This window comes from Vibrio sp. MED222 (assembly GCF_000153005.1).
Taxonomy (GTDB): domain Bacteria; phylum Pseudomonadota; class Gammaproteobacteria; order Enterobacterales; family Vibrionaceae; genus Vibrio; species Vibrio tasmaniensis_A.
Genome location: NZ_CH902611.1, coordinates 59,009 through 73,460, shown reverse-complemented (window position 1 = coordinate 73,460; position 14,452 = coordinate 59,009). Strand labels below are relative to the sequence as shown.

The 14,452-nt window shown below is 44.2% G+C and carries 10 protein-coding genes; 7 read left to right on the top strand and 3 right to left on the bottom strand.

Going from position 1 to position 14,452, the window contains the following annotated elements:
• Window positions 1-1,232, top strand: a 1,232-nt coding sequence (locus MED222_RS02810; protein ID WP_009848712.1) for a response regulator, incomplete at its 5' end; no start/stop codon positions are given.
• 46 nt (window positions 1,233-1,278) lie between these two features.
• Window positions 1,279-5,667: a transporter substrate-binding domain-containing protein gene (locus MED222_RS02815; protein WP_009848713.1), complete on the top strand. Its 4,389-nt coding sequence runs from the start codon at window positions 1,279-1,281 to the stop codon at window positions 5,665-5,667.
• Between the two features lie 42 nt (window positions 5,668-5,709).
• Here the strand turns inward: MED222_RS02815 and MED222_RS02820 are convergent, their stop codons facing one another.
• Together MED222_RS02820 and MED222_RS02825 are read right to left on the bottom strand one after the other, a co-directional pair.
• Window positions 5,710-6,339 (bottom strand): DsbA family protein, encoded by a 630-nt coding sequence (locus tag MED222_RS02820; RefSeq protein ID WP_009848714.1) that lies wholly within the window; start codon window positions 6,337-6,339, stop codon window positions 5,710-5,712.
• A 99-nt stretch (window positions 6,340-6,438) separates the two neighbouring features.
• Window positions 6,439-6,777 (bottom strand): Grx4 family monothiol glutaredoxin, encoded by a 339-nt coding sequence (locus tag MED222_RS02825; protein WP_009848715.1) that lies wholly within the window; start codon window positions 6,775-6,777, stop codon window positions 6,439-6,441.
• Window positions 6,778-7,046: 269 nt separating this feature from the next.
• Here MED222_RS02825 and sodB point away from each other — a divergent pair, with 269 nt between their 5' ends.
• The 3 genes from sodB to MED222_RS02840 all read left to right on the top strand — a co-directional run bounded on the left by sodB (window position 7,047) and on the right by MED222_RS02840 (window position 9,344).
• A complete protein-coding gene (gene sodB / locus MED222_RS02830; RefSeq protein WP_004734050.1) occupies window positions 7,047-7,631 on the top strand; it encodes a superoxide dismutase [Fe] in 585 nt (194 codons plus the stop codon).
• A 247-nt stretch (window positions 7,632-7,878) separates the two neighbouring features.
• On the top strand, window positions 7,879-8,382 hold the full coding sequence (locus tag MED222_RS02835; protein WP_009848716.1) for a VC2046/SO_2500 family protein: 504 nt from the start codon (window positions 7,879-7,881) through the stop codon (window positions 8,380-8,382).
• A gap of 278 nt (window positions 8,383-8,660) precedes the next feature.
• The gene (locus MED222_RS02840) at window positions 8,661-9,344 is read left to right on the top strand and encodes an SDR family oxidoreductase (protein ID WP_009848717.1); all 684 of its coding nucleotides are present in this window, start codon (window positions 8,661-8,663) and stop codon (window positions 9,342-9,344) included.
• A 147-nt stretch (window positions 9,345-9,491) separates the two neighbouring features.
• On the opposite strand, the gene adhE is transcribed toward MED222_RS02840, so the two are convergent.
• Window positions 9,492-12,200 carry a bifunctional acetaldehyde-CoA/alcohol dehydrogenase gene (gene adhE / locus MED222_RS02845; RefSeq protein WP_009848718.1) on the bottom strand — a complete coding sequence of 903 codons (2,709 nt, stop codon included), beginning with the start codon at window positions 12,198-12,200 and terminating at the stop codon, window positions 9,492-9,494.
• A gap of 640 nt (window positions 12,201-12,840) precedes the next feature.
• On the opposite strand from adhE, the gene MED222_RS02850 reads away from it, so the two are divergent.
• Window positions 12,841-13,479: a YchE family NAAT transporter gene (locus MED222_RS02850; protein WP_004734056.1), complete on the top strand. Its 639-nt coding sequence runs from the start codon at window positions 12,841-12,843 to the stop codon at window positions 13,477-13,479.
• 148 nt (window positions 13,480-13,627) lie between these two features.
• Window positions 13,628-14,452: ion transporter (locus MED222_RS02855; RefSeq protein ID WP_009848719.1), on the top strand; the 825-nt coding region annotated here is incomplete at its 3' end.

The following is a 14,452-nucleotide window of genomic DNA, read 5'->3' as shown; positions in this document are numbered from 1 at the left end:
GCGCATCCAATTCACAAAACGCGATTGAGGCTTGTCGCGCACATCGATTCGACATCTTATTAATTGACCACGATTTAGGCTCAGGAAGCAATGGCTTGCAGTTGCTTGAGTTCTTGCAGCAAAAAGAATTAATCCGGCCACAAACGATCGTCTTTATCGTCACAGGCAATGACAGCCAAGATACCTTCTTTGGTTATGCTAACTTAGAACCTGATGGTTATTTGATTAAGCCAATACGTGCAGATGACATCATAAAAAGAGTCACATCCGCACTCTCTCGGCAGCAATACTTTTCGACATTAGAGCAGGCCTTTTTAAAGAATGACCTCAATGCGGTAAAGCCACTCTTTGGCAAAGCCCCTGATCCGTCGACACTGAAAGATGCCATTATTTATATGGCGAATATTCTGATAAAAAACCAACAACTCGATGACGCACAAGCCATGTTGAATGGGCTATTGCAGCTCCATGATTACCTGCCCGCTAAAGTTAAGCTCATTGAAATACATATCCTCAAGCAACACTATCACGACGCACTCCGTCAAATCGATGGCCTAATAGAAAGCAACCCTCGCAATATCAAACTTCAGCAACTTAAGGTCAAGATCTGTCTCAATACCAGTAATTTCGAATCAGCGAGCGAACTGGTTGACCAAGTACTCACCGTGAACAGCAGTAATATTGAGTTAACCAACACCATGGTCTGGCTGCAGTTGCTAGATAAAAATGTCACACAAGCGACCCAACATCTCAAATCTCTCGCACAACTCATTCCTCACTCAATTTGGGATTCTACAGGTAAGCGAGCACTCATCTTATGGGCGGATAGTTTGGCGCTCACCCACGAAGAACTAACACTTTGGAAACCTGAAGCGACTTGGCAGAGGCTTTCTCACTCTGAAAAGTCTTACGCATTGAGCAAGCCGCTTCTAAAGCTTTGTCGTACCTTACAACTGATTCAACTCGATCAACATGAGGTTGCGACAGAGTGCATTGAGAGTATTTCGATAAACGAGTTTTCAGGCAATGATGTCGACGCGTTCTTCTTGTTGGCGCTGTGTTATCAAGCCTTAGGATTACAAGACAAAGTCGTTCAAATAAAGCGCCAAATTGACGTTCATTTAAAAGCGGATCACACGAACCTTGCTCTACTTCAACGTATGGCATTGCAGCAAGCTGATAATTTTTCACTCCCCACACTAACTAAAGCCCCTTTGGCTGCCGTTAGTTAAGCATGGCGATACTCTAAAATCAGCAAGCAAACGACAGGATGTCTTTATGCAAAACAGCGCTTCAAAAACGAAAACGTGGTGTGTCGCCTTTTTATTGAGTTGTCTTTCACTGTTGATGTGGCCACTGCTCACCTTTGCCGAAAACACCCCACCAGGGAACACATCACCCGCTAGCTCCTTAGCAAGCAAAACAGGGAACTCATCGAGTGACCAAGTCATATTGCGGGTTGGTCTGCCTTCTTACGACATGGTCCCCTACAGCTATCAACATAAAACTCCCTCAGGCAACACTGTTTCTGAAGGGCTACTCATCAGTATGTTGGATCAGGTAGCGGTAAATGCAGGTTTCCAATATCAGATTAAGTTGTATTCAACATTTAGTGATGTACTGAGTGCATTCGAAAGAGGTGAATTAGATCTGCTAGTCGGCGTCTCTTCGACCAAGGAGCGCCATAATTACATGACTTTTAGTGAGCCGATGTTTTCCATAAGACGAGCGGTGATTACCCAAAATAGAAAAATAAACGATTTAGGTGCGTTGGCAACCGCCAACCTAGCATTGGAGAAAGGGTTTGCGCTCAATGATCTTCTTCCTAGCCTGCTTCCTGATAGTCGAATTACCACATTAGACAGCACGCAAGCGGCATTCACGGCGATTCAGGAGAATAGCGTGGATGCGTACATTGGCGATGCGCTTGCACTTTCTGCGTTATTGCGAGAACAGCCTCGAGACTCACTAACATTATCTGTACTTCCTGACCTTCCCGCAGATCACTTGCATTTCGCGGTCAAAAAAGGAAAGCACAGATTGCTTAGCCGAATCAATTTCGCTTTACAGGACATTAAGGTAGGTTCACTGCAATCTATCTACAATCAATGGCTTGCTCCATCGCAACATTCGATGCTGCTGAACTATGGAACATTGAATTTAACCCAAGATGAAAAGAACTGGCTCGACAGCAACCCTTCCATCCCCGTAGGCACACACTCCAATTGGTACCCTTACGACTTTACCAATGAGCAACAGCAACACTCAGGCTTATCTGCTGACATCTTAAACCTAATAAGTAATGTGCTTGGCGTGTCATTCGAAAGTACCACTTACCTAACACCAGAAGCGGCCGAGGTCGCGTTCAATAATGGTGAGACAATGGTGCTAACCAACATCACACCAACCACAGATAAAGCCCGATACATGGACTTCACTCAAGCTTACAGTTTTGAACCTTGGGTGTTATTGAGTCGCTCTGATCGCTTAGGCAACTTTGCGCCAAGTGGCACCGAAGCTGTTGGTGTGATTGAAAATTCTGGAGGCTCAACAGTTCTGCCTTCTCTCTGCCTTACTTGCCTAGCCGTCCCTTACATCAATCACGTCAGCGCTTTCCAAGCATTACAGAAAGACGACATCAGTTTCGCGCTTGCTTCACTTCATCATGCTGCACCTTTATTGCATCAAGACTATGTAGGGCAATTCAAAATCACTGGCACCATTAATGAGCAAAACAGCGCACCACTAGCTCTCGCAGTGAACTTCCGCCATCCCATGCTGTTGAGTATTCTCAACAAAACCATTGGAGCACTGCCTGCCAATGAATTAGAGCGCTTGGAAAGCAAATGGTTAACCTATGAATACCAAGAAGGCTTATCACCACGCGAAGTCGCTAAATGGTCGGTGATCATCGGGCTTGGAATCTTTGTGGTCATTTTCGTGATCGTATTTTGGAACCGAAAAATGGCGGCTGAAATCGAGCAGCGAAAGATCGCCGAGCAGAGAGCAAAAGCAGCAGAAGCCCATTTGCAAACGCTGGCCGACAACATTGATGGGGTCGTGCTTAAACATATTCAAACGCACCCTCGACAGCCTTTAGATATCCGGTTTAGCTTTGTCAGTGCAGGTGTAAGCGATATGTTCGGCTTATCCGTGGATAACGTAAAAGAGCACCCTCAACACCTGTTTAATCTGATCTCAGAAGATGACTTGCCCCAGTTTGAAACCAGTATGCTCGAAGCTATTGAAACCGGGCATTGGGAAAATGAACAGCGAATGCAGTTAGAATCAGGTCAAACTAAATGGGTGAAATTTAATAGCCAAGTATCGAACAGCAAAACCATTGAGTGGAATACGGTGATAACAGACATCACCCTACTAAAAAAACAACAGCAAGCTTTAGACAACGCACGCCAAAAAGCAGAAAGAGCAACGGCTGCAAAGTCGCAATTCTTAGCGACCATTAGCCACGAGGTTCGCACCCCGATTAGTGGGATCTTAGGGCTGTTGGAATTAATGCAGGAACATCAGCTGAGTGAAGAGTTACTGAACTTACACGGTGGATTGAATCAGTCAGCTCGGAACTTACTGCACATCGTTAATGACGTACTCGATTACTCCAAGATTGAAGCCGGAAAATTGGATCTTAACCCGACCGAAATTGAGCTCGGCAAAGTACTTGCCCGTATCGTGCAACCGCAATCCATTCATGCACAGCAAAAAGGCTTAGCCTTCCACTATTGGCAAGACCCAAACCTCGCTCAGTGGTTGTTTGCAGACGATATACGACTCCATCAGATTCTAAACAATTTCCTTAACAATGCGATTAAGTTCACCGAACATGGCACTATTTCATTGCATATTGATGTGATTGAACAGAACGAACATCAGCAGAAAGTTAGCCTCACGGTTTCCGACACGGGCATCGGCATCCCGAAAGACAGACAACAAAGCTTGTTCCAACCTTTTGAACAAGTCGACAAAACCACTAGCCGCCGTTTTGGTGGCACAGGGCTTGGACTGTCTATCGCTTTGAAATTGATAGAACAGATGGATGGCAACATAGAACTGTCGAGTGAAGAAGGAAAAGGCAGCCACTTTACTGTTACCGTTACCCTCCCAACTTGTACTCCTGAACATGCAGTAAGCAACGCTTTGGCTCTACGACAAACGCTGATTTTTCCTTCAGAGGGTGAGAATTCTATTGAGCTAGATGTCGGTAATCACTCAAACGAGGTATACGTCGTCGGCTACGTTCTGCAACAAAAAGAGCTGTGTCGATATCTGAAACACTTCGATCTTGAACCAAAAGTTCTGCACATTAATCAAAAGCACCTACTCAAAGAGATGGTCGTCAAACATCAGCCCAAACACATCTTTGTCGCGATGTCGGTTTGGCAACAACTGGCGATTAGCGATGCTTGGATTCAGCAGCATACGGGTTCAACACGCTTCACCGTAATCAACCAAAACCCAATGCTCTCACCAGAGCCTTTAGGTAACTCTTGGTGCTTATCGGTGAATCCGCTGCTGCCCGATAACCTTGTTCATGTTTTAACGAAACCCGTCAGTCACAACAATCTAATCTCATCATTAGACAACGAAACCAAAGCGCCTATCGCCATCGAGACTCGCGAACAAGCCGAGAGTAATGGCCGACTGATTCTTGTTGCGGAAGACCACCCGATCAATCAGCAAGTCATCGCCAAGCAGCTCGAGAGTATTGGTGTCCACGCTGATATTTTCGATAACGGAGTGCTAGCGCTGAATGCTTTAAAAAATAAACGTTATGGTTTGCTTCTCACCGATTGCCATATGCCGGAGATGGACGGTTACACGCTTGCCTCAAGCATTCGTCAGATAGAACAACGCAATGAAGAACTAAATCAAGAAACTCAAAAGTTGCCTATCGTCGCGTTGACGGCGAATGCGGTTCAGGGTGAAGATGCCAACTGTTATGCACACGGCATGGATGATTTCCTAGTTAAACCTGTTTCCATTAAGCAAATGAAGCTGACCATTGAAAAATGGCTACCCGCAATCCACGATTTAGATCCGACGCTTGAAACCGATATTTCTGATGCAGAAAAGCCAGACTCGCAAAATCAGGACACAAGCTCTTCGTCAAACGCTTTACCTGCAGCTCAAGAAACCAATGAGTTTTCGATGCTGTTCCAAGGCATTGAACAGAGCTTTGCGGAATCGGCAGAAAATAACAACTCAGAGACAATCGAAGATGTTGACCCCACTGTCCCTCAAGATTCACCCAACGAGACCAATAGCCCCATCATCGACTACACCGCACTCTACGATCTATTTGAAGATCACGATGTGGTGATGACCTTACTCGACGAGTTTGCCGCAAGTTTTATTGCAGATAATGAACAGATAAAAGCGCAGTGGGCTAATAAGGAATATAAGGGACTAAAAACCACATCACACCGACTCAAAGGTGCCGCTAAAATGGTGGCATGTGACGCGATGGCTTCTCCGCTCGCAATCATTGAAGCACAAGCAAACGGCCTAGTAACCGAAGCCACAGAATTAGATCAAGTCGAATCAGAAATTGAAGCATCAATCTCGGAAGCAACTAACACATTCGAACGGTTTACAGAGGAGATAAACCAACTACGTCAGACAAAAGAAAAGGCTTACTCTTATGAGTAAGCCTTAGAGGTTATTGCGTCAATACAGACAGCTCTCGCTGGATTATACAGCGGGAGCGTTATTCACTAGAATTTCGCGAATAGACTTGAGCGTCGCTTCAGTTGAATGGTAATCCAATTCAACTTCGCTAAAGATACCGTTTACCTCAAGCATTAAGGTTGGGTAAGAATGCACACCCATCGCTTCTTTAAAACCTAACTGGTCATCTAACTCGCTTTCCAATAGCTTACTAGAAAGGTCATTTTCAAACTGTTGTACATTCATCCCTAGCTCTTGAGCTAACTGCAAATGCGTTTCTTGGCTATGAGGCAGCATCGCACGAAGGTAGTAAGCGTGTTGGATCGCTTCAAGCATTGCTTCGTAGTGATCTTGAAAGCCAGCAGCGATCACTGCACGACACGCTGGGTAAGTGCTGCGAACTGGTTGGCATTCAGTCCAAAACTCATGATTAAATTCCGTACCCAGCTTAGCTTCAATCTGCTTCCAAATCGCTTGAAGCTTGCCTTTCATCTCTTCTGACATCGGCTCTTCAGAATCCGGAGCCAAACCACCGACTACGTAGCTAAACTCAATGCTCGCTGGCAATTGTTGTTTTAATAACTCAAGCGTTGGCTTGTAGCCCCAACACCAGCTGCACATTGGATCATGCACATAATGAAGTTTTACGTTCATTGTTCATTCCTTATCGAGTCTTTGTTGAACCATTCAAACGAAAAAAGGAGCCTAATTAAGGCCCCTTCCATTCAATATTTAAGCACCAAGGCCTAAAGCTTACTCAGCGTCGTCGCCAGCTACTTTAGCAGCGGCTTCTTTAACGATTGGCTGAAGCTCACCCTTTTGGAACATCTCAAGAATGATATCACAACCACCGATTAGCTCACCTTCAACCCAAAGTTGTGGGAACGTTGGCCATTGTGCGTAAGCTGGAAGCTCTGCACGGATATCAGGGTTTTGTAGGATATCTACGTAAGCAAATTTTTCACCACATGCCATTAGCGCTTGAGACGCTTGAGAAGAGAAACCACAGCTAGGTAGCTTAGGAGAACCTTTCATGTACAGTAGAATAGTGTTTTCTTCAATTTGCTGTTTGATTTTATCGATAGTTTCCATTGCTTCCTCGTTAATGGATTACGGCTTTCATTGCCTTTATTCTACCCCAAACCAAAAGAATAAAAACCATATAAAAAAAGAGGTTAACCAGTTAAGCTAACAATTCACACAAAAGTGATGAATTAAGCTTTTAATAAAGTAAAAACTTGCTAAACTATATCGCAAGTCAGCAAATTGACCGTGGTTGGCAATATAGCGAGCCATGAATAATAATATCACTGGAAGCAATCGAAAGAGTTAACTCTTTCATATCAATGGAGAATTGAGCAATGGCATTTGAACTACCGGCTCTTCCTTACGCGAAAGACGCGCTAGAACCACACATCTCAGCAGAAACGCTAGATTTCCACCACGGTAAGCACCACAACACTTACGTTGTTAAGCTAAACGGTCTTATCCCAGGTACTGAGTTTGAAGGCAAAACACTAGAAGAAATCGTTAAGACTTCTACTGGTGGTGTTTTCAATAACGCTGCTCAAATCTGGAACCACACGTTCTACTGGCACTGTCTTGCTCCTAAAGCAGGCGGCGAACCAACAGGCGCTGTTGCAGAAGCGATCAACGCTGCATTCGGTTCTTTCGAAGAATTCAAAGCGAAATTCACTGATTCAGCAATCAACAACTTCGGTTCTTCTTGGACTTGGTTAGTTAAGAAAGCTGACGGTTCTCTAGACATCGTTAACACCTCTAACGCTGCGACTCCTCTAACAGAAGAAGGTGTTACTCCACTTCTAACTGTTGACCTATGGGAACACGCTTACTACATCGATTTCCGCAATGTTCGTCCTGACTATATGGCAGCATTCTGGAACCTAGTAAACTGGTCTTTCGTAGAAGAAAACCTAGCTAAGTAATTATTACTTACGCTGCGCTATTTATAGCGAGTTATCTATTGAAAGCTCATGCCTCGGCGTGAGCTTTTTTGTATCTGTCGTATTCTAATCAATGAGAACATTGCGAAACGAACTAGCAGATCGAGCCGACTTTTCAACCTATTCTTACCTTTCTCAATCGCCCTACATAAATTCGTTATTTGGCTGTAATTAAACTCTAAAGTTTGCCAACTCCATGCCGTTAAAGGTGTATCCAATGAGAGGCAGCATGCAAATACATACTTTAGACAAAGCAGGAATCATCAACGAACTGAAGTTCGGCATCGGGATCAGCCAAGCGGTTGAGCAAGGTCGCCGTGCAGATTTTGCGTTGCTGTTATCTATGTTTTCTAATGATGTTCGCGACTGTACTCCCATCGACACCATTGACGTCACTAAAACGACTGAAGATCGCCTACGTAAGCAATTTGGCGTAGCAGAACCGCAACAACTGCGTTCAAACCAATCGTCGTATGAAATTTCAGCGCAACAATCGAATCACTTTCATCAAGCTAGCCTTGCCAGCGCCAAGCTAAGCCACTACTTGAAGCCTGAAGCACTTGCTTTCATGCCAGAAGATACCGCCGACTTCCCTGAAGAGGTTTACCAAAACCTTTCTGGTCATGACCGGCGTAAACTGGCAAGTAAACAGTTACCTGATTTACCAAATGCGACGCTCTACAACGAGCTGTCGACAGCTCAACGTCAGTATCAGATTCAGGCGCAAGTATAGCCGCCGCCTAGCCTTCCTCTTTCTCGCTCAATATTCGCGACTACTCTTTGTTCGATCTCGCTTTTTTAATTATTGATGCAGGCAATATGAACCATCACCTTTGGTCATCATCAAAACCGGAGATGTCGGTTAACACTTGAAGTTACTGCAAAATGTGACCTGCCACAAAGTTCATAAAAAGTTATCAATGGGTACACCTTAGTTTGAGCCAATTCACACCCACTGTATGAAATTTAACCCATCCTTATCCAACATGGACGATTTGCTTAGGTACTGGGATGGAAATAAAAAGCTCAATTATATTGGTAACATCTGCCGGCTCGCGATTGGGAGGAACGATTGCGAATCACTTTGTTAACCTTGGAGCCACTGTCATCCTTTGTGATAAAGACGCAAAAGCACTTCAGGCGACTTATTTACAATGTGCCCGCTTCTCCGACTCTGTTTACCATTACACGCTCGAAGGGAATGACAGCCAAGCTATCCTCAGCGTGTATGATTTTATTCAAACCACCTTCAACACGACGCCCGATGTTCTGGTCAACAATTGGATAAGTTCCCCAATGCCTAGTCTAATTGGCGATCAGCCTGTCAGTAGCTTTATCAATGATCTGTCTGCTATGGCATCGACCCTTTTCGCATTTGGGCAAATCAGTGCAGAGAGATTACGAGAGCAAGACAAAGAAGGCGTGATTGTGAATGTAATATCTCACGATGACTTTCATGATGTGTCAGGCTTAGAGAGCGCAAACTCCATGATTACCGGCTTTACCCATAGCTGGGCGAAAGAGCTGACGCCATTTGGTATTCGAGTCGGCGGTGTTGTCCCTGCTGTTCATAACTCCGAAGGCAAGCTCAATGGGTGTCACTGGGCACAGCTGCAAGACGAACTGACCAGAACAACGGAATACATTGTCTCTAATGATTACTTTAGTGGACGGGTTGTAGCTGCAGAGGTGTAAGCGTCTGCAGAGGTGTAAATGGATAATAAAAAATAGACCTATTTCAATTCACATAAAAAAAGCCCCAACCTTTCGGTTGGGGCTTTGAATTTCCCGATAGATAAGTATCGTGCTAGCGAAAACCTATCTCAAACTAATGCTTACTTATTATGCGTTAGCTTTTTCTTTTTTAGCTTTTGGTGCTGCTTTTTCTTCAGCTGGCTTTTGGTCAGCTTTCTTCAAAATTACAGTCGTACCTTCAAAAGTTTCACCTTCAACGTATGCTTTACCGAAGTAAGACGTTGTTAGAACTTCTTTAAGCTCAGTGATTAGAGGGTAACGTGGGTTAGCACCTGTACACTGGTCATCGAACGCTTCAACAGCTAGCTCGTCTAGTTTAGCGATGAAGTCAGACTCGTTAACACCCGCAGCCTGGATAGACAGTGGGATGTCTAGGTCAACTTTAAGCTCTTCTAACCAAGTCAGTAGACGTTCAATCTTCTGAGCAGTACGGTCACCAGCTTGGCTTAGGCCTAGGTGGTCAGCAACTTCAGCATAACGACGACGTGCTTGTGGGCGGTCGTACTGAGAGAATGCAGTCTGCTTAGTTGGGTTATCGTTCGCGTTGTAACGTACAACGTTTGAGATAAGTAGTGCGTTTGCAAGACCGTGTGGTAGGTGGAACTCAGCACCAATTTTGTGAGCCATTGAGTGACATACACCTAGGAATGCGTTCGCAAAGGCAATACCAGCAATCGTTGCAGCGTTGTGTACTTTCTCACGAGCGATTGGGTCTGCTGAACCGTTTTTGTAGCTTGATGGTAGGTATTCTTTAAGCATCTTAAGAGCTTGTAGAGCTTGACCATCTGAGTATTCGTTCGCAAGAACTGATACGTAAGCTTCAAGAGCGTGAGTTACTGCATCGTAACCACCGAACGCTGTCAGAGACTTAGGCATGTTCATTACTAGGTTAGCATCAACAACAGCCATGTTTGGCGTGATTTCGTAATCCGCTAGCGGGTACTTAGCACCTGTTTTGTCGTCAGTAACAACCGCGAATGGCGTAACTTCTGAACCCGTACCTGAAGTAGTAGTGATACATACTAGCTCAGCTTTTTTACCCATTTTAGGGAACTTGTAGATACGTTTACGGATATCCATAAAGCGCATTGCTAGTTCTTCGAAGTGAGTTTCTGGGTGCTCGTACATAACCCACATGATCTTAGCAGCATCCATTGGAGAACCGCCACCTAGAGCAAGGATTACGTCAGGTTGGAAGCTCTTCATTGCTTCAGCGCCTTTCTCAACAACAGACAGTGTTGGATCCGCTTCTACATCGAAGAATACTTGAACTTCAATACCTTGCGCTTTCAGAATTTGTACTACATCGTCTGCGTAACCGTTGTTGAATAGGAAACGGTCCGTTACTAGGAATGCGCGTTTCTTACCTTCTAGGTCGCTCATAGCGATTGGAAGGCTGCCACGACGGAAGTAGATAGACTTAGGTAGTTTGTGCCACAACATATTTTCAGCTCGCTTCGCTACAGTTTTCTTGTTGATAAGGTGCTTAGGACCTACGTTCTCAGAGATAGAGTTACCACCCCATGAACCACAACCAAGAGTTAGAGAAGGTGCAACGTTAAAGTTGTACAGGTCACCGATACCACCGTGAGTAGTCGGGATGTTGATTAGGATACGAGCCGTCTTCATCTTGTCACCGAAGTAACGGATGCGATCTGCGTTTACGTCTTGGTTAGTGTAAAGACCAGATGTGTGACCGATACCACCGATTTCAACCATAGTTACTGCTTGAGCAACAGCGTCTTCGAAATCGTCTGCGCGGAATAGACCTAGAGTTGGAGACAGTTTCTCGTGAGCAAATTCGTCATCGTAAGAAACTTTACCAAGGCCTTCACCTACAAGTACTTTTGTATCAGCAGGAACTTTAACACCCGCCATTTCAGCGATTGCAGGAGCAGGTTGACCTACGATTTTAGCGTTTAGGTTGCCGTCGATAAGAAGAACTCTACGTACTTTATCTGCGTCAGCTTTAGATAAAACGTGAGCTTTGTGAGAAGCAAAACGCTCTTTAACTTCGTCATATACTTCGCTAACTACGATTGCAGCTTGCTCAGAAGCACATACAACACCGTTATCGAATGTTTTAGACATAAGGATAGATGCTACTGCACGTTTGATGTCAGCTGTTTCATCGATAACTACAGGAACGTTACCAGCACCAACACCGATAGCAGGCTTACCAGAAGAGTATGCTGCTTTAACCATGCCTGGACCACCAGTAGCAAGGATAAGTGCGATACCGTCGTGCTTCATCAGCGCGTTAGAAAGCTCTACAGATGGTTGGTCGATCCAACCGATGATGTCTTTTGGTGCACCCGCTGCTACAGCTGCGTCTAGAACAAGCTTCGCTGCGTCATTAGTTGAGTTCTTTGCACGTGGGTGTGGCGAGAAGATGATGCCGTTACGTGTTTTAAGAGAGATTAGAGATTTGAAGATTGCTGTAGAAGTTGGGTTCGTTGTTGGAACGATACCACAGATGATACCTACAGGCTCAGCGATAGTCATTGTGCCTAGGCTTTCATCTTCATCAAGAATGCCACATGTTTTTTCGTCTTTGTATTTGTTGTAGATAAATTCAGATGCAAAGTGGTTTTTGATAACCTTATCTTCAACAATACCCATTCCAGATTCAGCAACTGCTTGTTGTGCAAGTGGGATACGAGCGTGGTTAGCAGCAAGAGAAGCTGCGCGGAAGATTGCGTCTACTTTCTCTTGAGAGAATGTTGCAAACTCTTCTTGTGCTGCTTTAACGCGTGCTACTAGAGCATCAAGTTCCGCTAAGTTAGTTACAGGCATGGTGGATCTCCTAAAATAATAAATATTAAAAACTTTTTATTAATTTCGCTGCTTGCTTTTAACCTCAAACAACAACGTTCTTAGTAAATTGCTTTCAGGACTGAGTATATTATTTCACAGTGTGAAAAAAATTGACCCAGATCAGTTACCCAAAAAGAATTAACCAAAAAGTAGTAAGGCAATCGCAAAAACATGCTTAAGATGATGATTTATATAGATTAAAATCACATTTTTCGTTAGTTCAAAAAACAAGCAAACAGACAAGCTTTTTCTACATAGAGTCATAAACTGTAAAAAAGTTTCATTTTTAGTCAGTTAAATTACATGTATACAGCCATATTCGTGCTACTGAGAGTATATCCATACCGTTGCACGGGCTAGATTTTGACATAATTTTTATTAAATTCGTGCAGCAGTTAACAGTTACTCGACAATAAATTACAAAATGAAACACTAACAACCAACTCGCAACACCGCCAATACAAAAGTGATATTCAATTAGTTTTTCTAAAAATAATCCCCTATTTCAGGTTAGTTTTTTTCATTCGTGCAAATCCGATTTGTCCCTTACATTACGCGCTCAGACTATTCACCGAATCAAACCTTCAACCTTAAAATTCGCTAACTGGAGATCGCTCTCATGCAAGGCTTAGAACTCGCAATTTTTATGCAATTCTTCCTTGGGCTTGTTGCTGCCGTAAACCCAATCGGCATCATGCCTGTTTTTGTTTCCCTTACTGCACATATGCCGCCAGAAGAGAGGAACAGGACAGCCTTACAAGCAAATATTGCCGTTGCCGTTATCCTGATTGTGTCGCTTGTCGCGGGGCAAATGCTGCTTGATATGTTTAGCATCTCCCTGGATTCATTTCGTGTTGCAGGTGGTTTGCTATTATTGAGCATCGCATTTTCGATGATGAGCGGTAAGCTCGGTGAAGATAAGCAGAATAAACAAGAGAAATCTGAATACATCAGCAAAGAGCAAATCGGTGTTGTTCCTCTTGCGATGCCATTAATGGCGGGCCCCGGGGCAATCAGCTCGACCATTGTTTACGGATCTCGTTACCCTGCAGCCATTGATACTGTGGGAATTGGCATTAGCATCATCGCGTTTGCAACCTGCTCTTGGCTCTTGTTCCGTTCAGCACCAGTTATCGTTCGCTTTTTAGGTCAAACGGGTATCAATGTGATCACGCGTATCATGGGCTTGATTCTTGGCGCATTGGGCATCGAGTTCATCGCCAATGGCCTACGTAATTTGTTCCCAGGTTTGGCATAACGTTTAACGGTAATCCGTTGCTCTATAAAGGGCAACAATATTGCAATATAGATGAGGCGAGTAAAGCAATTGGGCTTTCACTCGCCTCGTTATTATGAAGCTTGTATAATGACTGTTAATGCATTTAACAAAAGATGAATCTCTCCTTATGTCACGCAAGCCACTCAAGCATCATTTGTACGTCATTATCTTTGGTACTCACACGCCAGCCGGACGTGCATTTGATATTTCTCTGATCGTTGCAATCTTGGCTTCGCTATTGGTTCTGATCTTAGAGTCCATCCCTAATGTCATGACCGAATGGTCACAGCAGCTGCGTTATATTGAATACACTTTTACTGCTCTCTTCACTCTTGAGTATTTGTTAAGGCTCTATTGTTCTCCGAAACCAAAATCTTATGCCACCAGCTTTTATGGTGTCGTGGACCTATTGGCGATTCTTCCGACCTACTTAGCGATCATCTTCCCAGGCGCTTCATTTATGGGTGTGGTAAGGCTGCTGCGTGTGATGCGTATCTTCCGAATCCTAAAACTGGTTCGCTACCTGCAAGATTCAAACATTCTGTTACGTTCACTTTTAATGGCAAGACGAAAGATACTGATCTTTTTCAGCACAGTTGGCATCTTAGTTGTTATCTTCGGCGCGCTTATCTTTGTTATTGAAGGGCCAGAAAATGGCTTTACAAGTATTCCCCACAGTATTTATTGGGCAATCGTAACCATTACGACGGTTGGCTACGGTGACATGATCCCTCAAACCGCGTTAGGGAAAGCGATCGCTTCTCTGACCATGCTATTGGGTTACTCTATTTTAGCGGTACCGACAGGGATTATTACTGCAGAGCTCAGCAATGAGATGAACTCGCACAAAGAGTTGGTAAAGTGTCCGAACTGTAACCGCGCCGGCCATGATTCGGATGCTATGTATTGCAAACACTGTGCGAGTGAATTGGCAGACCCCGACAAGCGTGTC